Genomic DNA, 23,833 nt, shown 5'->3' with positions numbered 1-23,833 from the left:
AGCAATGCAGAAGATACCGGCCACGGTGATCACCGGCTTTCTCGGCGCGGGCAAGACGACGATGATCCGAAACATGCTGATGAATGCCAATGGCAAGAAGATCGCGCTGATCATCAACGAATTCGGCGATCTCGGCGTCGATGGCGACGTGCTGAAGGGCTGCGGCGCTGAAGCCTGCACCGAGGACGACATTATCGAGCTCAACAATGGCTGCATCTGCTGCACGGTTGCCGATGACTTCATTCCGACGATGGAAAAGCTGCTGGCGCGTGACGTCAGACCCGACCACATCATCATCGAGACATCGGGCCTCGCACTGCCGCAGCCGCTGGTCGCCGCCTTCAACTGGCCGGGCATCAAGACGGCCGTGACCGTCGATGGCGTGATCACGGTGGTAGACAGCGCCGCAGTCGCCGCCGGCCGTTTCGCCGATGACCACGATGCGCTCGACGCCCAGCGGGTCGAAGACCAGGGTCTCGACCATGAGAGCCCGATCGAGGAACTGTTCGAGGACCAGCTGACAGCCGCCGACCTGATCGTGCTCAACAAGGCCGACCTGCTCGATGCCGCTGGGCTGCAGTCCGTCCGCGACATTGTCTCCAATGCCATTTCGCGCAAACCGCGGATGATCGAGGCGCGCAATGGCGACCTGCCGGCCTCGGTGCTGCTCGGCCTCGGGGTCGGCACCGAAGACCATATCGAACTGCGCAAGTCCCATCACGAGCTTGAGCATGAAGGCGCGCCACATGACCATGATCATGACGAGTTCGAGAGCTTCATTGTCGAACTCGGCGCACTTGATGATGCCAATGCCTTCGTGGAAGCGCTGAAGCCGGTGATCGACCGCCACGACATCCTGCGGCTCAAGGGCTTTGCCGAGGTGAAGGGCAAGCCGATGCGGCTGGTGATCCAGGCGGTCGGTTCGCGGATCGACACCTATTTCGATCGGCCCTGGACGGCGAACGAGAAGCGCGGCACGCGGCTCGTGGTGATCGGCCTGCATGACGAGATGGATGACGTGGCGATCCTGCGGGATATCAGGGCGCTGGGTTGAGTTTGCCGCTCCGCTCGCCGTCGTGGCATAGTAGGCCGAGTGCTATTCAGGACGGTAATTGATGCATCTTCTTCTTGCCCAGAAAGGTTCGATATCGGAAGGCGACGAGGCGTTCGACCTCGGCCAGTCGCCGGGCGATATCCTGTTTCTGTCGGCGGCCGATACCGAGATTGCCAGCGTGGCAGCCTTCGCCAACAAGGCTGGGCCGCGCTGGCGGCTGGTCAATCTGGCGAGCCTCAAGCATCCGATGTCGATCGATATGTGGATCGACAAGACCGCGCGGCATGCCAAGCTTGTGGTGCTGCGGGCGCTGGGTGGAGTCAGCTATTTCTCCTATCTGATCGAAGCGCTGACGGCTGCGTCGAAGGCACACGGCTTCAAGTTCGCGGCGCTGCCGGGCGACGACCGCCCGGATGCCGGGCTTGATCCCTGGTCGACGGTTGCGGGCGAGGACTGCGCGCGGCTTTGGTCCTATCTGGTCGAGGGCGGCGAGACCAACATGGCACGGTTTGCCGGGATGGCAGAGGCGCTGGTTTCGGGTGGTGACAGGCCGGAGGTGGCGGAGACGCTTGCCAAGGCCGGGATATGGTGGCCGGGTAGAGGTGTGATTTATGCCGATGAGTGGGAGCGTGTGGTTTCAAAGCAACGTTCGCTCGCCGTCGTCACCTTCTACCGCGCGCTCGTCCAAAGTGGCCAGACGCAGCCGGTGGAAGCACTGATCGAGGCACTGACGGCGCGGGGCCTCCGCGTGCTGCCAATCTTCGTCTCCAGCCTGAAGGATACATTCTCGGCAAACACGATCCGCGAACTCTTCAGGCGCTTCTCGCCGGATGTCGTGCTCAACTCGACAAGTTTCGCCGTCGTCTCGCCGGGGGCGGAAAAATCCGGAACCGTGCTCGACGAGACCGGCGCGCAGGTGTTGCAAGTGATCTTTTCCGGCTCGACGAAAGAGAGCTGGGAGGGTTCCAGCATGGGGCTTTCGGCCCGCGACCTCGCCATGAATGTCGCGCTGCCGGAGGTCGATGGGCGGGTGCTGGCGCGGGCGGTGTCGTTCAAGCGCGCGGCGAGTTTCGATGAACAAGCACAAGTCAATATCGTTACGCCCGAGGCGCTGCCTGACAGGGTCGATTTCGTAGCCGATCTGGCGGTGGCCTGGGCGCGGCTTCGCCATCTCGAAAGCGCCGACAAGCGCGTTGCGCTGATCCTCGCCAATTACCCGAACCGGGATGGCCGGCTCGGCAATGGTGTCGGCCTCGATACGCCGGCCGGTTCGGTCGAGGTGCTGAAGGCCATGCGGGAGGCCGGCTATGTAACCGGCGAATTGCCAGCCGATGGCGATGCGCTGATCGCGCATCTGATGGCCGGACCGACCAATGCGGCGACCGACGGCCGGGTGATCCGCGAGACGTTTTCGCTCAGTCATTACAAGACCTTCTTCGCAACGCTTCCCGCTCTGATTCAGGATGAGGTGACGGGCCGCTGGGGTGCGCCGGAGAGCGATCCTTTCTTTCTCGATGGCGCGTTCGCGCTGCCGCTGGCACGCTTCGGCAATGTCATGACGGGCATCCAGCCGGCACGCGGCTACAATATCGATCCGAAGGAGACATACCATTCCGCCGATCTCGTGCCGCCGCACGGTTATCTCGCATTCTATGCCTTCCTGCGGCGGGAATTCCGCGCCGATGCCGTGATCCACATGGGCAAGCACGGCAACATGGAATGGCTGCCGGGCAAGGCGATGGCGCTTTCCGAGACCTGCTATCCCGAGGCGGTGTTCGGCCCGACCCCGCATCTCTATCCCTTCATTGTCAACGATCCGGGCGAGGGTACACAGGCCAAGCGGCGGTCCTCCGCCGTGATCATCGACCACCTGACGCCACCGCTGACGCGGGCGGAGAGCTACGGTTATCTCAAGGACCTCGAGGCGCTGGTCGATGAATATTACCAGGCGCAGGGCACCGATCCGCGGCGGCTGAGGCTGCTCAAGAAGCAGATCCTCGACCTCGCCGGCGATACGGGGCTTGGGCAGGATGTCGGCATTTCCGGGCTCGACGAGGATATGGCGCTACAGAAGCTCGACGCCTGGCTCTGCGATCTGAAGGAGATGCAGATCAGGGACGGACTGCATGTGTTCGGCGTGTCGCCGGAGGGGCGGTTGCTGACGGACCTGACGGTGGCGCTGGCGCGTTCGCCGCGTGGGAGCGGTGAGGGGGCGGGGCAGAGCTTGCAGCGGGCGATTGCGGGGGATTTGTTGGGTGGATATACATTCGACCCTCTCGATTGCGAGATGGCCACGCCTTGGACCGGACCGAAGCCAGACATTCTGGCCGGACTTTTCGACGGCCTCTGGCGCACCAATGCCGACACCGTCGAGCGGATCGAAATGCTGGCGGCGAAGCTGGTGTCCAGTGACATCGCGTGCCCGGATGATTGGCGGCAAACCCAATTGGTCATGAATGAGATCGAGACCCGTCTCAAACCCTCTATCGTGGCCTGCGGTCCGGCCGAAATCGACGCCCTGATGACCGGCCTCTCCGGCCGTTTCGTCGCTCCCGGTCCCTCCGGCGCACCGACGCGTGGTCGGCCGGATGTGCTTCCGACCGGCAGGAATTTCTATTCCGTCGATACGCGCTCGGTACCGACGCCGACCGCCTGGGAGCTGGGCCGCAAGTCGGCCGAATTGCTCGTCACGCGCTACGTGCAGGATCACGGTGACTGGCCGACATCGATGGGCATCACTGCCTGGGGCACATCCAACATGCGCACCGGTGGCGATGATATCGCCCAAGCCTTGGCGCTGATTGGCGCCAAGCCGGTCTGGGATATGGGATCGGCGCGGGTGACCGGCTACGAGATCATTCCGATGGCGGTGCTCGGTAGGCCGCGCGTCGACGTGACGCTGAGAATATCGGGCTTCTTCCGTGATGCCTTTCCCGAGCAGATCGCGCTGTTCGACCGGGCGGTGCGGGCGATCGGCGCGCTTGACGAGGACGAGGCCGACAATCCGATCGCGGCGCGTATGGTGCGTGAGGCGGAGACATCGGGCACACGTCAGGCCGGCCACCGCGTGTTCGGCTCGAAGCCGGGGACGTATGGCGCGGGCCTGCAGGCGTTGATGGATGAGAACCTTTGGGACGACCGCGCCGAACTGGCCGAAAGTTTCCTCGATTGGGGTGGCTACGCCTATGGCACGCAGGAAGAGGGCGAGGCGGCGCGCACACTCTTCGCCGAGCGGATGAAGACGATCCAGGCCGTGGTGCAGAACCAGGACAATCGCGAGCATGACCTGCTCGATTCCGATGATTATTACCAATTCGAAGGTGGCATGGCAGCCGCCGCCGAGCACCTGTCGGGCAGCCGTCCGGCGATCTATCACAACGACCATTCGCGGCCGGAGAAGCCGGTGGTTCGGTCGTTGGACGAGGAAATCTCGCGCGTCATGCGCGGCCGCGTGGTCAATCCGAAGTGGATCGCGGGCGTCATGCGGCATGGCTACAAGGGTGCCGCCGAGATCGCTGCGACGGTGGATTTCATGTTCGCCTTCGCCGCCACGACCGGCGCGGTGAAGGACCACCATTTCGAGGCGGCCTACCGGGCCTTCCTGATGGACGACACGGTGCGTGATTTCATCGAGGAGAAGAACGAGGCGGCGTTGAGGGATATCGCGAAGCGTTTCCTCGATGCGATCGATCGCGGCATGTGGAAGCCGAAATCCAATTCGGCGCGCTTCGGGCTGGCGGAGATGGCGGCGATGGGCGTTGAAAACGCGCGCTAGATGTTGTACATATTCACGTACAAAGGAGATTGTCATGTCTTACGTCAATGTTTCTGATTTCCGCCAAAATCTCGCGGCTCACCTCGATGAAGTCGAGAACAGCCGTGCGCCTCTGTTCGTGACGCGCAACAATCGCAAGGCGATAGTGGTCATGTCGGAGGAGGAATATGAGAGCATGATGGAAACCCTGCATCTCACGTCCAATCCTGCGAATGCCCAGCTACTTCGCGAGTCGATCGCGGAGATGAATGCCGGCAAGCTGGTCGAACATGACATCGTCGAGCGAAAAGACGCGGAAGCTGCGCAGTGAGGCTATGCTGGTCTTCACGCGCATGGCTCGACTATATCCACTGGCAGCAGGCCGATTGGCAATATATCGAAAAGATAAATGCCCTGATCAAGGACACTATGCGTAATCCGTTCACGGGGCTCGGAAAACCCGAGCCGTTGCGCGGTGAGATGCAAGGGCTATGGTCGAGACGCATTTCTGGCGAACATCGGTTTATATATCGCGTCTACGGCAGGGGAGAAGACCAGACGCTGGAAGTTCTGTTCTGCCGTTTCCATTATGTGCTTCCCGACAGAAAGAAATAAATTGACCGAAGAAACCACCGAGACCATCGTCCATGATGACGCCCGCCATGCCGAGAAGATGGCCAAGAAGAAGGCCGCGCGGGACAAGATCATGGCGACCAAAGTCGGCGAGAAGGGCCTGATCATCGTCAATACCGGCAAGGGCAAGGGCAAGTCGACGGCGGGCTTCGGGATGATCTTCCGACATATCGCCCATGGCATGCCCTGCGCGGTGGTGCAGTTCATCAAGGGCGCGATGGAGACCGGTGAGCGCGACCTGATCGACCGGCATTTCGCCGATCTTTGCGAGTTCCATACGATGGGCGAGGGCTTCACCTGGGAGACGCAGGACCGCGCCCGCGACGTGGCGGCGGCGCAGGCGGCCTGGGCCAAGGCCAAGGACCTGATTTCCTCGGGCGAAAAGAGCATGGTGCTGCTCGACGAGATCAATATCGCGTTGCGCTACGATTATCTCGATGTGGCGGAGGTGATCGCATTTCTTCAGAACGAAAAGCCGCCGATGTGCCACGTCGTGATGACCGGCCGCAACGCCAAGGACGAGTTGATCGAGATCGCCGACCTCGTGACCGAGATGGAATTGATCAAGCATCCATTCCGCTCCGGGATCAAGGGTCAGAAGGGCGTCGAGTTCTGACGGGTTATTGAAATTCCGGCTTGGCAGGCCCATCATATCTCCAGAGACTGGAGGTTTTTGGTATGAAAGAATTTTCGATCGGTGAACTGGCCGGCGCGACCGGCGTCAAGGTGCCGACCATCCGCTATTACGAGGATATCGGGCTGATGGCTGCGGCACCGCGCACCGGCGGCGGACAGCGGCGTTACTCGGCCAAAGCGCGAGACAGGCTGGGCTTTATCGCCCATGCGCGCGAGATGGGCTTTTCGCTCGATGCGATCCGCAGCCTGATCGATCTCTCCGACCATCCCGAGAAGCCGTGCCATGGCGCCGACCGGATCGCGGCCGACAGGCTCGCCGATGTCGAGCGGCGTATCGTTCGGCTGACGCGGCTGAAGGGCGAGTTGGAGCGGATGCTGGAAGGCCATCGCTCAGGCATTGCGGCTGATTGCCGAATCATCGAGGTGTTGAGCGATCACAGCCATTGCGAGGCGGATCATTGAAGGCTTAGCGCCGACCATGTTTAAGGCCCGGCGCGAAGGCATGGTCAGTGCCTGATCTTGTCTGATGTGTTCGAATCAAGTTCGGCATCGAGCTCTTCGATCAGTTGCTCGATCGACAGATCGCTGTCGAATCCCTCGATATCCATGGCGTCGCCGGCTTCGAGATGGGCGATCAGCGTGGCAAGCTTCGCCTCACGGGCTTCGAGCGCGCGCAAGGCCTCGCGAATGACCTCGTTGGCCGTATCGTAGCGGCCGCTTGCGACCTGCTTGGTGATAAACTGGTCCCAGTGATCCCCGAGACCCAGATTGGTGGTGGCCATGGCGTGCTCCTATCCAAGACGCCGGACATGACCACAGGCGGCTGGCGCGGGGCTGGTCTTGAAAGGCTCTGTGCGCCAATCCGCCTGCCTTACACGCCAATCCAGCTACGCACAGGGTTGGATGGATCGGCGAGCAGCCGGATCGCCAGCGCGATACAGGCGGTGACGAGCAGGGGGCGGATGATCTTCGCGCCGCTCTTCATGGCGAGGCGCGAGCCTGCCTGGGCGCCGAGGAACTGGCCGATGCCCATGACCAGACCCGCTTTCCAGAGGATGACGCCCGAAAACGCGAAGACCGCGAACGCGCCGATATTCGAGGCGAAATTCAGCATCTTGGTATGCGCGGTCGCCTTCAGCAGGCCGAAGCCGATCAGGGTTACGAATGCGAGCATGAAGAAAGAGCCGGTGCCGGGGCCGAAGATGCCGTCGTAGAAGCCGATGAGCGGAACCAGCGTCAGACCGAAGAGAAATGGCGTCATCTTCTGGTGCTGGTCGACATCGCTGATATTGGGTTTGAGCAGGAAATAAAGTGCAATGGCGATCAACAGAATCGGCATCAGTGCCCGCAGCACGTCGCCCGGCACGAATGTGGTCAGGGCAGCGCCGAGTGCTCCGCCCAGTGTCGACATCAGCGCCATCGGCAATTGCGACCTGACATTCACATGGCCGGCCCGCGCATAGGCGAGCGTCGCGGAGCCCGAGCCGAACAGCGATTGCAGCTTGTTGGTGCCGAGCGTTTCGATGGGCGAGAAGCCGGCTAGCAGCATGGCCGGAACCGAGATCATACCGCCGCCGCCGGCGATCGCATCGACGAAGCCGGCCAGGAATGCCGCGATGAAGAGAAGGGTGAGAAGATAAAGGGTGATTTCAGGCAAGGCGGGGCTCGATTTGAATGCGCGGGCACATTGCCCAAGCCGGCTCCGCACTTCAAGTGTTGTCGAGAGCCGGACATGCTTTTGGCTTGACGCCGAGCCTCGGCAAATGTCAATCCTCCGCGAGATTTCCAATGGACGAACGATGGCCCGAAAGATCATTATCCACTGTGGTGCACCGAAGACGGGCTCCACCAGCTTCCAGCACCTGCTCTATGACAACCGCGAGCGCATGCTGAAGGCCGGTTTTTATTTTCCCGCGGTTTCGCGAAAAAAGCGCGAGGCGGACGATATCCGCATCATGCTGTCCAATCTCAAGGGTGAGGGCGGCCGGAAGAAGGAGATCAAGCAGGTCCGTAAACTGATCGAGACGTTGTTCGAGCAGAACAACGTGCACACGCTGATCATTTCGAACGAGGGCCTGCTTGGAAAGCCGGCGGTCAAGGGCAACAAGACCTTCCTGCCAAAAGCCGAGGAATCGGCGCGGCTGATGGCCGAGGCGCTTGAAGGGTATGATGTCGAGGTCCGTTATTTCATCCGCGATTTCGCTGGCTTCCTGCCTTCCTGGTACGTCCAGCAGGTCAGGATGGGCAACGACATGGAATTCGAGAAATTCGTCCGTGCCTACAATCTGGAAAAGGCGACATGGGCGCCGGCCGTGGCCTCGCTACGAAAGCATTTCGGAACAGAGCGCGTCGAGATCTACGATCATGCCGATCTCGTCAAGGACGCGCATGGGCTGTTCAGCCGGGCCTTTCCCGAAATCATGGCAGCGCTCGGCGAGGCTGGGCGCTCGCCGCCCAACAAGAACATGTCGATCGGCAAGGGCATGGTGAATGCCTACCGCCGCTGGAACGGGATTGCCGGGAGAATCGGCTGGTCGGCGGGGGCGCGGAAGTCGATCCAGCATATCGGCCGGCGCTATGTGCTGCTGCCGTTCGAGCGCTTTTCGAAATCCGAAAAGATCAGGTTCGATGCCGAAACCGCAGCGCGGATGACGGAGCGCTACAAGGCCGATATCGAGGCGATCAAGGCCGCGGCGCCGACGCCGACTTTGGGAGGATAGAACGTGAAGCGCGAGCTCGTGATCGGCCTGGGTGTTTCGCAAACCGCTTCGGGCCGCGAGGCTGCCGATGCGGCGATGCAGGCGCTTTCCGTGGCCGGTCTACAGGACGAAGCCGTCTTGGCGATCGCAACGGTCTTCGGCCGTGCCGAGCATCCGGCCGTGCAGGCCGTCGCATCCTATTTCGGCGTCTCGGTGATTGTCTTCGATGCGGCACGGCTCGAGCAGGAGACGCCACGGCTTGCCAACCCGTCGGACGCGCTTTTCGAGCGGATCGGCTGCCATGGCGTGGCGGAAGCCGCCGCGCTTGCGGCGACCGGGCCGGCTGGCGTGCTGGTTGTCGAGAAGACCAAGTCGGGTGGCGTGACGATCGCGGTGGCCGAAGCGGCTCGTAGCACGTGACCATTCATTAAAAATGACTGGAAATTTGGCGCGGGCTTTGCGAAAGCTCTGCGCATCTCAAACAACAAGAAAAATTGGACGGGCTCTCATATGCATAAAGTGATTTTTGACACCGATCCCGGCGTCGATGACGCCATGGCCCTGCTCTTTCTCGCGCGCCATCCCGAGATCGACCTGATCGGCATCACCACCGCCTTCGGCAATGCCTCGATCGAGACGACGACGCGCAATGCGCAATATCTCAAGCAGCAATGGGGTATTTCGGCGCCGATAGCCAAGGGTGCCGCCGAACAGTATGAACCAGGCAGGGCGACGCATCCGTTCCCGGCCTATATCCACGGCGATGACGGGCTCGGCAATATCGGCGTCCCCGATGTCGTCGATGTGCCGCTCGATCCGCGCTCGGCCCACCAGTTCATCATCGACTCGATCAAGGCCAACCCGGGCGAGATCGTGCTCGTCGCCGTCGGCCGGATGACCAACCTCGCCAATGCGCTGAAGGCCGCGCCCGAGATCACGGGCCTCGTCAAGGAAGTCATCATCATGGGCGGCGCGATCGACGTGCCGGGCAATGTGACGCCCGCCGCCGAGGCCAACATCCATGGCGACCCGGAAGCCGCCGATGCCGTGATGATCGCGCCCTGGAAGGTGGTGGTCGTCGGCCTCGATGTGACGCTCAAGACGACGATGACGCGCCAGACCATGGCCGAGCTTGCGCGCAAAGGCGGCAAGGACGTCGAATTGCTCGACCGGCTGTCGCAATTCTACATCGATTTCTACAAGGGCCAGGTGCGCGACAGCATGGTGGTGCACGACACCTGCGCCTGCGTCTACCTTGTTGCTCGCGAACTGTTCACCACCCGCTCCGGCGTGGTGCGCGTGCTGACCACGGGCATCGGCGAGGGCATGACTGTCCAGAAGCCTGAGGGCATGACGTTCGGCAAGAGCGAGTGGGATGGCCTGCCAAGCCAACTGGTCTGCACGGATGTCGATGCAGCAGGCGCAATGAAGCTCGTCGAGGAGACGCTGGTCCGGCAGTGAACGGATCGGTGTGGAAATAGTTGCTATCTATTGTTATGCTGGCCTTCAGAACTTCTGGAGGCTGGCATGAACGTTTCGCTGGGAAAGAGCTGGGAAGAATACGTCTCCGAGCAGGTCGCGTCAGGCAACTTCAACAATGCCAGTGAAGTGGTGCGCGACGCGCTGCGCCGTCAGCAGGAGCATTTCCTTAAGCTCGAGGCACTTCGCCGGGACATTGAGAGCGGCATCGAATCGATCCGGAATGGTCGCATCAGTACCGCTACGCCTGCGGACATCAAGGCCAAGGCGATGGCGCGCAGGGTGCGCGCGTGAACTATATCCTTTCGCTGGATGCTGAAGAGGATCTGGTTGATATCTATGACTATTCGCTCGGCGAGTGGGGTGAAGCCCAGGCGGACCGATATATCGAAGGCTTTTATGCGAGCTTTCTCGTGGCAGGAGCCAAGCCTCTCCTCGGACGCCTTCGGCAGGAACTCGGCGATGGTATCCGCAGCCGGCTCTATCAGAGCCATGTGATCTTCTACATGGAATGGGACGGTGGAATTGCGATCATCAGGGTGTTTCATCAGGCTCGTGATATCGACGATGAGCTTTTCGAATCCATTCAAAGGTTTACCGGCGAGAACTGATGCGCAGATTCCGATTGCGTCGCGCACGAAGCAAAACCGTTGACGTTTCCAGACGCATGCCGTCCTGCCGTCCATCGTAGCGTCGGCAAGAATTGGCGGATTGCGTTTATGCCTGTCGCGGCATAGGAAATGACGATGGACGACGTGCTTTTTTCCGATCTGCCGGCCTTCGAGCCCGGTACTGTGTGGCTCACCGGCGCCGGACCGGGTGATCCCGGGCTGCTGACGCTGCTCGCCGTCAAGGCGCTGCGCGAGGCGGATCATGTGGTCTATGACGCGCTGGTCGATGAAGGCTGCCTCAGGCTGGCGCGGCCGGGCGCCGTGCTCGAATATGCGGGAAAGCGCGGTGGCAAACCGTCGCCGAAGCAGCGTGATATTTCTCTCAGGCTGGTGGAGCTTGCGCGCGCGGGCAAGCGGGTGCTCAGGCTCAAGGGCGGCGATCCATTCGTCTTCGGGCGTGGCGGCGAAGAAGCGCTGATGCTGGTTAATCACGGCATCGCCTTCCGCATCGTGCCGGGTGTCACCGCGGGCATTGGCGGACTCTCCTATGCTGGCATTCCGGTGACCCACCGTGCGATCACCCATGTGGTGACCTTCCTGACAGGGCATGATTCCTCGGGCCTCGTGCCCGACCGCATCGACTGGCCATCGATCGCCAAGGGCTCGCCAGTGATCGTCATGTATATGGCGATGAAGCATATCGGCGAGATCACGCGGCATCTCATCGAGGCAGGACGGTCACCGCAGGAGCCCGTGGCCTTCGTCTGCAATGCATCGACGCCGAAGCAGACTGTGCTCGAAAGCACGCTTGGAACGGCGGTCGCCGATTGTGAGGCAGCCAAGCTCGAACCGCCGGCAATCGTCGTCGTCGGCGAGGTGGTGCGCTTGCGTGATGGGCTCGACTGGCTCGGCGCCCTCGGCGGCAAGCAATTGGTGAGCGACCCGATGGGCACCGAGAGCCTCAGGGATCCGGCATGAACGGCTTGCTGATCGCCGCTCCGTCCTCCGGTTCCGGCAAGACGACTGTGACGCTCGGGCTGCTCAGGGCATTGAGCCGTCGGGGCATCGGCGTGACGCCGGGCAAGGCCGGGCCCGATTATATCGATCCGGCATTCCACGCCATTGCCTGCGGTGCGACCTGCCTCAACTATGATCCCTGGGCGATGCGGCCCGAGCTGCTGGGTTTTCAGGCGTCGGGCGAAGGGCCGCTTGTCATCGAGGCGATGATGGGTCTCTATGATGGCGCCGCCGATCATACCGGCTCGCCGGCAAGCCTCGCCAAGCTGCTGGATCTCTCGGTGGTGCTGGTGGTTGATTGCGCCCGGCTTTCCCATTCGGTGGGTGCGATGGTGCGCGGGTTCATCTCGCATGATGCGGACCTGCATATATCAGGGATCATCCTCAACAAGGTTGGCAGCGCGCGCCACGAATCCATGCTGCGTGCCGGGCTGGCTGGTCTTGCCGTGCCGATCCTCGGGGTGATCTACCAGGACAAGCTGCTCGGCCTGCCCGAGCGGCATCTTGGGCTCGTGTTGGCGCAGGAGATCGAGGGCATCGAGGCCTTCATGAACCACGCAGCTGATGTTGTTACCTCGACTTGCGACGTCGATGCGCTGGCGGCGCTTGCTGCGCGCGAAGCAGTCTCCGGGCAAAAGCCGGATTGCACGGTTCCGGCGCTAGGACGCCACGTGGCGATCGCGCGCGACCAAGCCTTTGCTTTCATCTATCCACATCTCCTGGATGGCTGGCGGGCCGAGGGTGCCGAGATCTCGTTTTTCTCGCCTCTAGCCAACGAAGGTCCGGATGCAACGGCTGATGCGGTGTTCCTGCCGGGCGGCTATCCGGAACTGCATGCCGGCCGGCTGAGTGCCGCGGAGACTTTCCGTGCATCGATGCTGGATCGCGCGGCCTCCGGTGCGGTGATCTATGGTGAGTGCGGCGGCTACATGACTCTGGGTGAGGCGCTTGTCGATGCGTCAGGCACGGAATGGCCGATGCTGGGGCTGTTGCCGCTGACCACCAGCTTTGCCACGCGCAAGCGGCATCTCGGCTACCGCAAGGTCACGGCGCTCGCCGGACCCTATGCGGGTACGCGGCTCTCGGCGCACGAGTTCCATTATTCCACCGTCGTGCATGAAGGTCAGGCCGAACGGCTCTTCGATGCCGTGGATGCCGCCGGTGAACCGGTCGGACTGGCGGGGCTGGTGCGGGGAAATGTGTCGGGTTCCTACATGCACCTGATCGACCTCGCCGGGGCGGGCGCCTGATGGCTGGCATCACCCATGGCGGCGGTCTGACCGCTGCTTGCGCGCGTTATGGCGGCGAGCCGAAGGACTGGCTGGATCTTTCGACCGGGATCAACCCCAACATGGTGGCGCTGCCGGAGATTCCGGAGGCGGTTTGGAACAGGTTGCCGGACAAGGCGCTGGAGCGGGCGGCGCGGGAGGCGGCGCGGGATTGGTATCTTTCAGCTGCTGGCTCACCCCCCTCTGTCCTGCCGGACATCTCCCCCTCAAGGGGGGAGATCGACCAGACGCAAGCACACCACTCCGAAGCAAATGTCGAAAATATCGCAGACCTCGGCTGGATCGGCGCGTCGGGGGCGCCCTTGCTAATCTCCCCCCTTGAGGGGGAGATGCCCGGCAGGGCAGAGGGGGGTGATGCCGAGCAAAACCACGTTTCTGGAAACCTCCCTCTCCCAGTCCCGGGCACCCAGTCTTTCATCCAGATCCTGCCCAAGCTCATACCCGCTGATCGCCCCGTCGCGATCCTCTCGCCGACCTATGGCGAATATGCCCATTGCTTCCGCCGGGCCGGTATGACTGTCGATGCAATCGGCTCGCTGGATGAATTGACCGGCGATCATGGCGCTCTGGTCATCGTCAATCCCAACAATCCCACCGGCGGCACGTTCCTGCGGCGGGAACTGACCGGGTTGGCGGCCCGGATGCGCAAGCAGGGCGGCCATCTGCATATCGACGAGGCGTTTGGCGATGCGCGGCCGGAATTGTCGCTGGCTGCTCTCGCCGGGGAAACGGGGGGCGTCACGGTCAGTCGGTCGTTCGGCAAGTTCTTCGGGCTTGCCGGATTGCGGCTCGGCTTCGTGTTCGCGGTTCCCGAGGCACTGGAAACCATCGAAGCCGAACTCGGCCCTTGGGCGGTGTCCGGCCCGGCGCTCTATCTCGCAAATGAGCTGATGCGGGGCGACCGGAAGAGGATCCTCTCGGATATCCAGGCACGGCAGGCGGCGCTCGCCTCCGTGCTTCATGCGGCAGAGTTGGAAACCGTCGGCGGCACGGAACTCTTTGCGCTTGTCCGCCACAATCGCGCGCAAGACCTATTTGAACATCTGGCGCGCTTGCATATATTGGTGCGGAAGTTCGATTATGCCGGGGACTGGCTTAGGATCGGACTGGCGCCGGATGAACAGGGGGATCGGCGGCTCGCGCAAGCGCTGGCCTCCATAAGAGATTGAATGTACACACTTTATGTGCTGTTTCTTGCCCTGCTCGTGGATCGGGCGGTGGGTGATCCGGAAAGTGCGTGGTCGCGCATTCCCCATCCCGTCGTCCTGTTCGGCAGGGCCGTGGGCTTCTGCGAGCGGCAGTTCAATCATAGGGGCCTAAGCGAACGCGACCGGCGCGCCTACGGCATCATGGCGATCCTGGCATTGCTGATCGCGAGCGTGATGGCCGGCGTGCTGATGTCGCGGTTGTTCGTCTATGCCAGCTTCTTCGGCGTCGTCGCCGAGATCATCGTCGTCGCCGTGCTGCTGGCGCAGAAGAGCCTTGTCGACCATGTCGGTGCCGTGGCGCAAGCGTTGCGCAAGGAGGGCATTGTCGGCGGGCGCAGGGCTGTCTCCATGGTGGTCGGGCGCGACCCCAATACGCTGGATCGTGCAGGCGTTTGCCGGGCGGCGATAGAGACCCTGGCCGAGAACTTTTCCGACGGCGTCGTGGCGCCTGCGCTGTTCTACGCCGTGTTCGGCCTGCCGGGCCTCTTTGCCTACAAGATGCTGAATACCGCCGATTCCATGATCGGCCACATGACGCCGCGCTACCGGCAGTTTGGCTGGGCATCGGCGAAGCTCGATGATATCGCCAATTGGCCGGCTGCCCGGCTTTCGGCCGTGTTGATCGCGCTCGGCACGTGGTTCCGGCGTGGCAAGCCGTCAGCGCGGCAGTCGATCAGCGTGGCCTTGCGGGATCATGGCCTGCATCGCTCACCTAATTCCGGCTGGCCGGAATCGGCAATGGCCGGTTCGCTCGACATCGCACTCGCAGGTCCCCGGACCTATGCCGGCGAAGAGGTGATGGAGCCGATGCAAAACTCGGCCGGGCGCAAGAATATCGGTCCGACAGACATAGATTCGGCGATCGAGGTCTTCTGGGCGGCGTGCAGCATATTTACCGTGCTCGTGCCCATGACGGCGTTGTTTTTCATTCTAGTGCTTTGAGATCGCTCTCTATTCTGCTTGAGCGGAACCGTGCTTGCAGGCGGTTGCCTGTTTCTAAGTTAACCTTATCGGATCGTTATCCCGCCGTTAACCAGTCCCTTTAATCCATTGTGGCACAAAAGTGTCTAGAATAGGCCTTCTCGGGGCGGAGTTTGTTGTGAGCAAACAGCTATTAGGGAAGATCATCATGCATAGATTTCTTGCGGTCGTTTTGACCTTGCTTGCATTCGGCTTTCTCTCCGGCGCACAGGCTGGAACCATTACTGCCCGCATTTCGCTTTCTTCGCAGACGATGACCGTGACTGATGGTGGCTTCGTCAGGCACAAGTGGAAGATTTCCACGGCGCGCCGCGGCTATGTCACGCCCACCGGCAGCTATCGCGCCTATTGGGCGTCGCGCCATCACCGCTCGCGCAAATACGACAATGCGCCGATGCCCTATGCCATCTTCTTCAAGGGCGGCTACGCCGTGCATGCGACCTTTGACCTCAAGCGTCTGGGCCGCCCGGCCTCGCATGGCTGCATCCGGCTGCATCCGAACAATGCCGCGGTCTTCTTCAGCCTTGCGCAAAAGTATGGCCTGAGGAATACCAAGGTCATCATCACTCGCTGAGGGCGAATGCCACTTTTTCTCTTGCGTGGAATAGGCTAACCCGTAAAGGGGAGGCCTGACCGGCAGGGGAACAGGAATGCAGCTGGAAGACGTTCTCAAGGATGTGCTTGCCGATGTCGCCGACCATATCGGCGAGGGCAAGGTCGCCAATTATATTCCCGCACTCGCCAAGATCGATCCGAAGAAATTCGGCATGGCCGTCGTGACGGTGGATGGTGACATCCATGTGACGGGCGACGCCGAGGAAGCCTTTTCGATCCAGAGCATCTCGAAAGTCTTCACGCTGACCCTGGCGCTCGGCCGGGTGGGCGAGGGTCTGTGGAAACGGGTGGGCCGCGAACCCTCGGGCACGCCGTTCAATTCCATCGTCCAGCTCGAGCAGGAGCACGGCATACCGCGCAATCCCTTCATCAATGCCGGCGCCATCGTGGTTGCCGATACGCTGCTTTCCGGCCACCAGCCGCGCGAGACGCTGGGCGAGATATTGAGCTTCATGCGCTATCTGACCGACGACGATTCGATCATCATCGATGCGGAAGTGGCGCGATCCGAGCAGCAGACCGGATTCCGCAATGCGGCGCTCGCCAATTACATGCACGCGTTCTCCAATATCCATAATCCGGTCGAGAAGACGCTTGGCGTCTATTTTCACCAATGTGCGCTGTCGATGAACTGCGTGCAACTCGCGAGAGCCGGGCTGTTTCTCGCCAATCGCGGGCTGCTGACGCAGGGTGGGCGCAGCGTCGTCTCATGGGAGCGGGCGCGCCGCATCAATGCGCTGATGCTGACCTGCGGGCACTATGATGCCTCGGGTGATTTCGCCTTCCGGGTGGGCCTGCCGGGCAAGAGCGGCGTGGGCGGCGGCATCCTGGCGATCGCGCCGGGCAAGGCTGCGATCGCCGTCTGGTCGCCGGGGTTGAATGCTAACGGCAATTCCGCGACGGGGACCAAGGCGCTGGAGAGCCTCGCCAGACGCACCGGGTGGTCCATCTTCGGCTGAGTCTCACGCCGCCTTTTCGATCAGCGATTTCAGCGTCTTGAGATCTTTGTCGATGTGATCCGCGTCACTTTCGAAATCGGCATCCGACATGCCGGGCGCCCGTAGCAGGGTGAACATCACTTCGGCGCCGTCGCCGTTCGGTACGACGCGGAGCGCGTTGTGGAACTTCTTGCCGTCGGGCAGCGTGACTTCGTGATCGGCGACCCCCAAGTCATTGTCCGGCGCGAAGCGAACCTGGACTTCACCCAGCGGCCCGCCATCGGCGACCCAATGATCGCCGCGCTTGTCCAGACCCGCGCCAAGGCCTGCCGCCCAATGCGGCATATTCTCCGGATTGAGCACGTATTTCGCGACGTCGTGCCAGTCGCGGTCAATGGTGATGTGGATGATGCGGGCTTGCATGGTGGACATATCGATCTCCCTGGCTGCGATCCCAATCTATCGATGAATGCTGCCAGTCAACGTCAGCGGCGGAGATAGGTTCAGGTCTCGTTGCACGCCACCTCTATCGCGAACGATCCCAGCGTGTGTCGCCAGAAGCGGAGAAAGCGATCCAGTCATTCGTTGATTTTCTCCTTCGACATCCCCGATGACGCCTTGCCTCGGCACGCGTGCCGCGCCTATAGTCCGGCCAAAATCAGCAACTTGAATGATTAGGGAGATGACGCGTGGAACAGGCGGAAATCGGTTTGATCGGGCTTGCCGTGATGGGCTCGAACCTCGCGCTCAACATCGCAGAGAAGGGCAATCGCATCGCGGTATTCAACCGCAGCCCCGACAAGACCGACACATTCTACGCCGAGGCCGGCGACCTGCGCGACCGCATCATTCCCTGCAAGACGATGGAGGAATTCGTAGCCTCGATTCGTCCGCCGCGTCCCGTCATCATCATGGTACAGGCCGGCGCGCCGGTCGATCAGGTGATGGAGGGCCTCAAAAAGGATTTGTCCGCCGGTGACATCATCATCGACGCAGGCAACGCGAATTTCCGCGATACGATCCGCCGCTTCGACAGCCTCAAGGATTCCGGCCTGACCTTCATCGGCATGGGCGTTTCCGGCGGCGAGGAGGGCGCGCGCCACGGTCCTTCGATCATGGTCGGCGGCACCGAGGAAAGCTACAAGCGCGTCGAAAAGGTGCTGACCTCGATCTCGGCCAAGTTCAAGGGCGAGGATTGCTGCGCCTGGCTCGGCGAGAACGGCGCGGGCCATTTCGTCAAGACCATCCACAATGGCATCGAATATGCCGACATGCAGATGATCGCCGAGATTTACGGCATCCTGCGAGACGGCCTCGGCCTCTCCGCCAAGGAATGCTCCGATATTTTCGGCAAGTGGAACAAGGGCCGGCTCGAATCCTATCTCATCGAGATCTCGGAACTTGTGCTCAGCAAGAACGATCCGATCACTGGCAAGCCGATGGTCGACATGATCGTCGACAAGGCGGGCCAGAAGGGCACCGGCAAGTGGTCGGCGATCGAGGCGCAGAACATGGGCGTGCCGGCCACCGGCATCGAAGCCGCTGTCGCCGCCCGCAGCCTGTCGTCGTTCAAGAAGCAGCGCGAGCATGCCGAGACGGTTCTTGGCCTGCCGAGTGCCGAGCAGATCAAATCCATCGACCGCAACCAGCTGATCGCCGATCTCGAACTGGCACTGCTGGCCGGCAAGATCGGCGCGTATGCGCAGGGCTTCGCCGTGATGAGCGAGGCTTCCAAGGAATTCGGCTGGTCGCTGCCGATGCCCACGATTGCGCAGATCTGGCGCGCCGGCTGCATTATCCGCTCGCAGTTCCTCGACGACATCACCTCGGCCTTCCGCGCCATGCCGGATGCCGACAACCTCGTCATCACGCCGGCGTTCGCGGCGCTGGTGAAGGAGACAGACGGTGCGCTCCGCCGTGTCGTCTCGACGGCGGCACTCAACGGGCTCGCGGTGCCGGCACTTGCCTCGGCACTCGGCTATTTCGACAGCTATCGCCGGGGACGCGGCACGGCGAACCTGATCCAGGCCCAGCGCGACTTCTTTGGCGCGCATGGTTTCGACCGCGTCGATGGCGTGGAGAAGCATCACGGCCCGTGGGGCAGCGGGCTGGCGGATTTCGCGTAAGCTCAATCATGGCCGAGAGCTCACAGAGCGGGCATATCGCCCGCTCTTTTCATTCTGGGGCTCGTCACGCCCACGGTCCGGGCGAAGCCTATTCCAGCCCGTCAATGCGCCGCAGGATCGCGCGATAGCGGCTGCACACATCGGGATCCTCATAGTAATCGACTTCAGACACGACGATCTCGTCCACGCTTCGTTCGGGCCAGAGTGCCTTGAGTTTGGCCAGCGCGTCCCGCGCGGGTTCGATTTCGCCCAGTTCCGCATGGCAGACGACAAGACGAGCGAGCGACCACGATGGTACAGTCGCCATTTTCCCATAGGAGGCTATTGCCTCGCGATATCGTCCAGCCGTCGTCAATATGATGCCGCAAAAATCCTCATACCAACCCACGGCGTATGGATCGCGGCGCTGAGCCTCGGTTATTTCTTCGAGCGCTTCATCCGGTCTGTTCGTGAAATTGAGCAGAAGAGCGTGGACGGTGAGTATGAACGGGTCGTTTGGATTGAGCGAGAGGGCCCGGTCGAGACTGAGCTCGGATTGCCTGAATTGGCGTAAGTACAAAAGTGCAAGGCCCGTCGCGAGATGCCCGTACGCCTCGTCGGGATCGAGCTGCAATGCTGTTCTTGCGATCTCCAGCGCTGGCTGGAAAAGTCCGGGATTGTAGAAGACCCAGAAGAACTTGATTGACTGCACAACGCTGAGCATGGCGTGGGCCGCAGCGAACTCCGGATCGAGCTTTATGGCTTGGCGCAAGAAGGGCTCTGCTTCGTGCGATGTGTCATAAACAGGTGCAAGCTGCAGGGCCCGTAGGTAAAGCTCGTAGGCTGTCATGTTGCTCGTCGGCCGGCCTCGAGCGCGTGAGACGAATGCGGTTCTGGCCTGCCGGGCGAGGCGGGTCGCAGTCATGTGGGTGATTTCGTCCTGGATCGCGAAAATGTCGTCGAGTTCCCGGTCGTAGTGCTCGCCCCAGATATGCGCCATCGAGGAGGCATCGGTGAGTTGCACGCTGATCCGCACCCGGTTGCCGATCTTCCGCACGCTGCCTTCGACGACGTACTGGACGCCAAGGTTCCTTGCTACCTCGGCCAGGTCATTGGCCTTGCGAAACTTGAAGGAAGAGTTCCGCGCGATGACCAGGAATTCCTTGAATTTGCCAAGCTCGGTGATGATGCCTTCGGTAATACCGTCGCTGAAATAGTCCTGCTCGGGGTCGCCGCTCATATTGTCGAAAGGGAGTATGGCGATGGACGGTCTGGAGGGCGCCGCAGCCTCTGCTGCAGCCGTCAATGGTCTGGGACCGGCATATTTGTAGCCGCGACCATGCACGGTTACGATCATCTCGGCAGGCAGCAGCTTGCGCAGCGCAGAAACGTGAACCTGCAGCGTATTCTCCTCCACCACCAGGCCGGGCCAGACCACATCGAAAAGTTCGCTCTTGCCGATCACCTCGTCAGGCTTCTCGAGCAACATGGCGAGGATGTCGAAGGAACGCGCCGAAAGCTCCACCGGGCCTTGCGGTCCCAGCAGCAGCCGTTCGGCGCGTTTCAAACGATAGTTGCCAAATTCCAGGTCCATTGGCCGAGACCCCGTTCCTCGCGGGCAAGATAACTCAAGATGATCCTCAAGGCGAACTTCAGTTCTGTTCAGGACTCTTCAGGTCCGAGCCAAGGACCTGCGTCGCAAGCGGTGTCATTCTCACGGTCACAGGAGGATATCATGACCGACATCTCCACCACCGCCCCGAGGACCATCCGACACCTCAAACTGCCACGGCTGAGCCTTCCATGGCTTGCGATCGGCGCATCGATCAACGCGATGCCCCTTTTGATGGGCGATGCACTAAGGATGGCCTACGTGGACCCCTATACCAGTCTTCGCCGGCAACCGCGGATCGTCCCGGACGATGACCTCGAAGGCCGGGATCCCGACTGGTGAGGTGACCGCAGCCTAGTGCGGAAACATCAGCCGTCCGTCAGGCATGCAGATGCTCTGCAACTGTTCCGGCGCGACGCCTTCGATGCGGCCGAGGACGGCCTTGGCGAGTTCGCGGCCGGCGAGGCGGATGTCCTCGTTGACGGTGATCACTTCCGGCCGGACGAAGCGCAGCAGGTCGGCGGGCTGCTTGGAGACCATGTCGATATCGCGTCCGACCTGCCGGCCGGCCGCGGCAAGCGCCGAGGAAATCGCCACCGCGCCCGCGCTCGATCCTGAAATGATGCCGTCCGTCTCCGGATTATCCCTGAGCAGGTTCATGGTTGCCCGATAGACGACCTGAAGCGGATCGTGGATGTTCGCATCGCGGAGCGGCACGCGCTCGCAGCCAAAATCCCTCAGGCCCGCAAGATAGCCGGCGCGCATGTGGTGAAAGAAAGTGAAGCGAGGCGAGGGTTCGAGGATGGCAAGCCGGCGTCGCCCGCGTTCGGCCAGTTTGCGCACCGCGTCATAGGCATAGGCCTCATTGTCGAAGTCGTGATAGGGATGAGGCACGCCAAGCTCGGTCCTGCCATGGGTGGCGAAGGGCAGGTTGCGCTCGAGCAGCAGTTTTACGCGCGGGTCCTCTGGCTCTATCGAGGACAGGATGACGCCGTCCGCCGAACCGGTCTCGACGATGTAGCGCACCGGCGCCATCGGGTCGCGGTCGCTCCTGTACGGGGTGACGACAAGGTGGTAGTTTGTCGAGGCGAGAACTTCCGAAATGCCGTAGACGATATGGGAGGTCAGGCCCATCAATTCTTCGTCGATGTTCAGGATCAGGCTGATGACATTGGTCTTGCCGGTGCGCAGCCGCACGCCAGCGCGGTTCGGATGATAGCCGATCTGGGTGGCGACTAGCCGCACGCGTTCCTTGGTTTCCTGGCTGATATCGGGGGCGTCCTTCAACGCACGCGACACAGTGGTGACCCCGAGGCCCGTCATGAAGGCGATCGTCTTGAGAGTCGGCCGCTCTCCCGGCGCCGGCCCCTGGCCGGACTGAACCATGCTTCTCATTCCGTCCATTCCCGTATGCGTGCTGTCTATGGCTCAAATCCGCCAAAAACACCATCTCCTCCTCAGGGATCGTAAAAATCTGTAACGTTACAGGTGAAATGTCGAGCGATATTTTCGCTCTGTTTCAGATTTCTATCTTGCGGTGCAAAAAATCGCGACCTGAAAAAATTTTGCGCCTGCGAACATTAATTCGACCTTTGAATTAAATGAAAATGGCAAATTATGATTATATTTCATCAAGATAGGGGCTATTGTGCGCTGTGCATAAAATACGTCATTTAAAACGATTTAGAGAATTTTCGACCGTTTTATTACAATTATAAATTGCATTTCATTAAATCGACGGAAAACTTCATCGTGCCTGTTGCGGACATCCGGCAATTCGCATAAGTTTTTCCGGCAACGTTTCAGTGAGGGAGGAGAACTCATGAAGGCTCGTTATTTTGCAGCAGCGCTCGCGGCTTCCGTGGCGCTGGGGGGCGGCATCGCGAACGCGACCGATCTCGAAGTCACGCATTGGTGGACATCTGGTGGCGAAGCCGCGGCCGTGGCCGAACTCGCCAAGGCATTCGATGCCACCGGCAACAAATGGATCGACGGCGCTATCGCCGGTTCGGGCGGCACTGCCCGTCCGATCATGATCAGCCGCATCACCGGCGGCGATCCGATGGGGGCAACCCAGTTCAACCATGGCCGCCAGGCCGAGGAACTGGCGCAGGCCGGCCTGATGAAGGACCTGACCGCAATTGCCGAGAAGGAAAAGTGGAAGGAACTCATCCGCCCCGCAAGCCTGCTCGACAGCTGCACGATCGACGGCAAGATCTATTGCGCGCCGGTCAACATCCACTCCTGGCAGTGGCTGTGGCTGTCCAACAAGGCATTCGCCGATGCTGGTGTCGCCGTGCCGAAGAACTGGGATGAATTCGTGGCCGCGGCGCCTGCGCTCGAAGCCAAAGGCATCATTCCGCTCGCGGTTGGTGGCCAGCCTTGGCAGGCCGCAGGCGCGTTCGACGTGCTGATGGTCGCCATCGCCGGCAAGGATACCTTCTACAAGGTGTTCAAGGACAAGGACGAGACGGTCGCTGCCGGACCTGATATTGCCAAGGTCTTCAAGGCTGCCGACGACGCACGCCGCATGTCCAAGGGCACCAATGTGCAGGATTGGAACCAGGCCACCAACCTCGTGATCACCGGCAAGGCTGCCGGCCAGATCATGGGCGACTGGGCGCAGGGTGAATTCCAGGTCGCAAACCAGGTCGCCGGCAAGGACTATACCTGCCTACCCGGGCTGGGTGTGAACGAAATCATCTCCACCGGTGGTGATGCCTTCTACTTCCCGCTGCTCAAGGACGAAGAAAAGTCCAAGGCGCAGGACGTGCTGGCTTCGACGCTGCTGAACCCGGTCACCCAGGTTGCGTTCAACCTCAAGAAGGGCTCGCTGCCGGTTCGCGGCGACGTCGATCTGGCCGCCGCCAACGATTGCATGAAGAAGGGTCTCGAAATCCTTGCCAAGGGCAATGTGATCGAAGGCACCGACCAGCTGCTTTCGCCGGACAGCCAGAAGCAGAAGGAAGACCTGTTCTCCGAATTCTTCGCCAACCCGTCGATGACTCCCGAAGACGCGCAGAAGCGCTTCGCCGAGATCATCGGCTCGGCTGACTAAGATCATCCCCGATCCCGGCCGGCGGCAGATGCCGCCGGCCGGTTTTTCCGCGCCCCTATGACGGGGCTGAAGGCGAAGGTTATGCCGGACGCGTGTCTGTCCCATGGGGCAGGGCGATGGCTTTCGATCGTGAATGAGGAGACT

General features: G+C 61.4%; 25 protein-coding genes. 20 read left to right on the top strand and 5 right to left on the bottom strand.

The annotated features are described in order from the left end of the window. Positions 1–4 precede the first annotated feature (4 nt). The 6 genes from cobW (at position 5) to IHQ71_RS13910 (ending at position 6,539) form a co-directional block, all read left to right on the top strand. Positions 5–1,054: a cobalamin biosynthesis protein CobW gene (cobW, locus tag IHQ71_RS13935; RefSeq protein ID WP_258162542.1), complete on the top strand. Its 1,050-nt coding sequence runs from the start codon at positions 5–7 to the stop codon at positions 1,052–1,054. 61 nt (positions 1,055–1,115) lie between these two features. Next, positions 1,116–4,829 (top strand): cobaltochelatase subunit CobN, encoded by a 3,714-nt coding sequence (gene cobN, locus IHQ71_RS13930; protein WP_258162541.1) that lies wholly within the window; start codon positions 1,116–1,118, stop codon positions 4,827–4,829. A gap of 34 nt (positions 4,830–4,863) precedes the next feature. Further along, positions 4,864–5,139, top strand: coding sequence for a type II toxin-antitoxin system Phd/YefM family antitoxin (locus IHQ71_RS13925; RefSeq protein WP_258162540.1), 276 nt, complete (start codon positions 4,864–4,866; stop codon positions 5,137–5,139). Then, entirely contained in the window at positions 5,136–5,423 is a 288-nt protein-coding gene (locus IHQ71_RS13920; RefSeq protein ID WP_258162539.1) for a Txe/YoeB family addiction module toxin, read from the top strand. Before IHQ71_RS13925 ends, IHQ71_RS13920 begins: the two co-directional genes overlap by 4 nt. 1 nt (position 5,424) lies before the next feature. Next, positions 5,425–6,057 carry a cob(I)yrinic acid a,c-diamide adenosyltransferase gene (gene cobO / locus IHQ71_RS13915; protein ID WP_258162538.1) on the top strand — a complete coding sequence of 211 codons (633 nt, stop codon included), beginning with the start codon at positions 5,425–5,427 and terminating at the stop codon, positions 6,055–6,057. 62 nt (positions 6,058–6,119) lie between these two features. Then, the gene (locus IHQ71_RS13910; protein ID WP_258162537.1) at positions 6,120–6,539 is read left to right on the top strand and encodes a helix-turn-helix domain-containing protein; all 420 of its coding nucleotides are present in this window, start codon (positions 6,120–6,122) and stop codon (positions 6,537–6,539) included. A gap of 44 nt (positions 6,540–6,583) precedes the next feature. On the opposite strand, the gene IHQ71_RS13905 is transcribed toward IHQ71_RS13910, so the two are convergent. Then, entirely contained in the window at positions 6,584–6,859 is a 276-nt protein-coding gene (locus tag IHQ71_RS13905; RefSeq protein ID WP_258162536.1) for a type II toxin-antitoxin system ParD family antitoxin, read from the bottom strand. Positions 6,860–6,948: 89 nt separating this feature from the next. Then, entirely contained in the window at positions 6,949–7,734 is a 786-nt protein-coding gene (locus tag IHQ71_RS13900; RefSeq protein ID WP_258162535.1) for a TSUP family transporter, read from the bottom strand. A 142-nt stretch (positions 7,735–7,876) separates the two neighbouring features. Here IHQ71_RS13900 and IHQ71_RS13895 point away from each other — a divergent pair, with 142 nt between their 5' ends. The 11 genes from IHQ71_RS13895 (at position 7,877) to IHQ71_RS13845 (ending at position 16,935) form a co-directional block, all read left to right on the top strand. Next, entirely contained in the window at positions 7,877–8,797 is a 921-nt protein-coding gene (locus IHQ71_RS13895) for a hypothetical protein (protein WP_258162534.1), read from the top strand. A gap of 3 nt (positions 8,798–8,800) precedes the next feature. Then, positions 8,801–9,196, top strand: coding sequence for a cobalamin biosynthesis protein (locus IHQ71_RS13890; protein ID WP_258162533.1), 396 nt, complete (start codon positions 8,801–8,803; stop codon positions 9,194–9,196). 90 nt (positions 9,197–9,286) lie between these two features. Further along, on the top strand, positions 9,287–10,237 hold the full coding sequence (locus tag IHQ71_RS13885; protein WP_258162532.1) for a nucleoside hydrolase: 951 nt from the start codon (positions 9,287–9,289) through the stop codon (positions 10,235–10,237). Between the two features lie 66 nt (positions 10,238–10,303). Beyond that, on the top strand, positions 10,304–10,549 hold the full coding sequence (locus IHQ71_RS13880) for a type II toxin-antitoxin system ParD family antitoxin (RefSeq protein WP_258162531.1): 246 nt from the start codon (positions 10,304–10,306) through the stop codon (positions 10,547–10,549). After that, the gene (locus IHQ71_RS13875) at positions 10,546–10,866 is read left to right on the top strand and encodes a type II toxin-antitoxin system RelE/ParE family toxin (protein WP_258162530.1); all 321 of its coding nucleotides are present in this window, start codon (positions 10,546–10,548) and stop codon (positions 10,864–10,866) included. Before IHQ71_RS13880 ends, IHQ71_RS13875 begins: the two co-directional genes overlap by 4 nt. 135 nt (positions 10,867–11,001) lie before the next feature. Next, positions 11,002–11,844 carry a uroporphyrinogen-III C-methyltransferase gene (gene cobA / locus IHQ71_RS13870; protein ID WP_258162529.1) on the top strand — a complete coding sequence of 281 codons (843 nt, stop codon included), beginning with the start codon at positions 11,002–11,004 and terminating at the stop codon, positions 11,842–11,844. Further along, positions 11,841–13,133: a cobyrinate a,c-diamide synthase gene (locus IHQ71_RS13865; protein WP_258162528.1), complete on the top strand. Its 1,293-nt coding sequence runs from the start codon at positions 11,841–11,843 to the stop codon at positions 13,131–13,133. Before cobA ends, IHQ71_RS13865 begins: the two co-directional genes overlap by 4 nt. Continuing rightward, on the top strand, positions 13,133–14,341 hold the full coding sequence (locus IHQ71_RS13860) for a threonine-phosphate decarboxylase (RefSeq protein WP_374989993.1): 1,209 nt from the start codon (positions 13,133–13,135) through the stop codon (positions 14,339–14,341). Before IHQ71_RS13865 ends, IHQ71_RS13860 begins: the two co-directional genes overlap by 1 nt. Next, positions 14,342–15,322, top strand: a complete 981-nt coding sequence (gene cbiB / locus IHQ71_RS13855) for an adenosylcobinamide-phosphate synthase CbiB (RefSeq protein ID WP_258162527.1) — start codon at positions 14,342–14,344, stop codon at positions 15,320–15,322. It begins immediately after the preceding gene. 187 nt (positions 15,323–15,509) lie between these two features. Beyond that, complete coding sequence (locus tag IHQ71_RS13850; protein ID WP_258162526.1) at positions 15,510–15,935, top strand: L,D-transpeptidase; 426 nt, start codon at positions 15,510–15,512, stop codon at positions 15,933–15,935. 76 nt (positions 15,936–16,011) lie between these two features. Further along, positions 16,012–16,935 (top strand): glutaminase, encoded by a 924-nt coding sequence (locus IHQ71_RS13845; RefSeq protein ID WP_258162524.1) that lies wholly within the window; start codon positions 16,012–16,014, stop codon positions 16,933–16,935. A gap of 3 nt (positions 16,936–16,938) precedes the next feature. Here IHQ71_RS13845 and IHQ71_RS13840 read toward each other — a convergent pair whose 3' ends face one another. After that, the gene (locus tag IHQ71_RS13840; protein WP_258162523.1) at positions 16,939–17,346 is read right to left on the bottom strand and encodes an SRPBCC family protein; all 408 of its coding nucleotides are present in this window, start codon (positions 17,344–17,346) and stop codon (positions 16,939–16,941) included. A 257-nt stretch (positions 17,347–17,603) separates the two neighbouring features. On the opposite strand from IHQ71_RS13840, the gene gndA reads away from it, so the two are divergent. After that, positions 17,604–19,040 carry an NADP-dependent phosphogluconate dehydrogenase gene (gndA, locus tag IHQ71_RS13835; protein ID WP_258162521.1) on the top strand — a complete coding sequence of 479 codons (1,437 nt, stop codon included), beginning with the start codon at positions 17,604–17,606 and terminating at the stop codon, positions 19,038–19,040. A gap of 88 nt (positions 19,041–19,128) precedes the next feature. On the opposite strand, the gene IHQ71_RS13830 is transcribed toward gndA, so the two are convergent. Then, positions 19,129–20,613, bottom strand: a complete 1,485-nt coding sequence (locus IHQ71_RS13830; protein WP_258162520.1) for a winged helix-turn-helix domain-containing tetratricopeptide repeat protein — start codon at positions 20,611–20,613, stop codon at positions 19,129–19,131. Positions 20,614–20,754: 141 nt separating this feature from the next. Here IHQ71_RS13830 and IHQ71_RS13825 point away from each other — a divergent pair, with 141 nt between their 5' ends. After that, complete coding sequence (locus IHQ71_RS13825; RefSeq protein ID WP_258162519.1) at positions 20,755–20,973, top strand: hypothetical protein; 219 nt, start codon at positions 20,755–20,757, stop codon at positions 20,971–20,973. A gap of 12 nt (positions 20,974–20,985) precedes the next feature. Here IHQ71_RS13825 and IHQ71_RS13820 read toward each other — a convergent pair whose 3' ends face one another. Then, entirely contained in the window at positions 20,986–22,035 is a 1,050-nt protein-coding gene (locus IHQ71_RS13820; protein ID WP_374989992.1) for a LacI family transcriptional regulator, read from the bottom strand. Between the two features lie 418 nt (positions 22,036–22,453). Between IHQ71_RS13820 and IHQ71_RS13815 the strand changes: the two genes are divergently transcribed. Then, a complete protein-coding gene (locus tag IHQ71_RS13815) occupies positions 22,454–23,689 on the top strand; it encodes an ABC transporter substrate-binding protein (RefSeq protein ID WP_258162516.1) in 1,236 nt (411 codons plus the stop codon). Positions 23,690–23,833 lie beyond the last annotated feature (144 nt).

Origin of the sequence: Rhizobium sp. TH2, from assembly GCF_024707525.1 — a bacterium.
Classification (GTDB): Bacteria; Pseudomonadota; Alphaproteobacteria; order Rhizobiales; family Rhizobiaceae; genus Rhizobium_E.
Note: the sequence above shows the minus strand (reverse complement) of the source record. Positions and strands in the feature narration are given on the sequence as shown.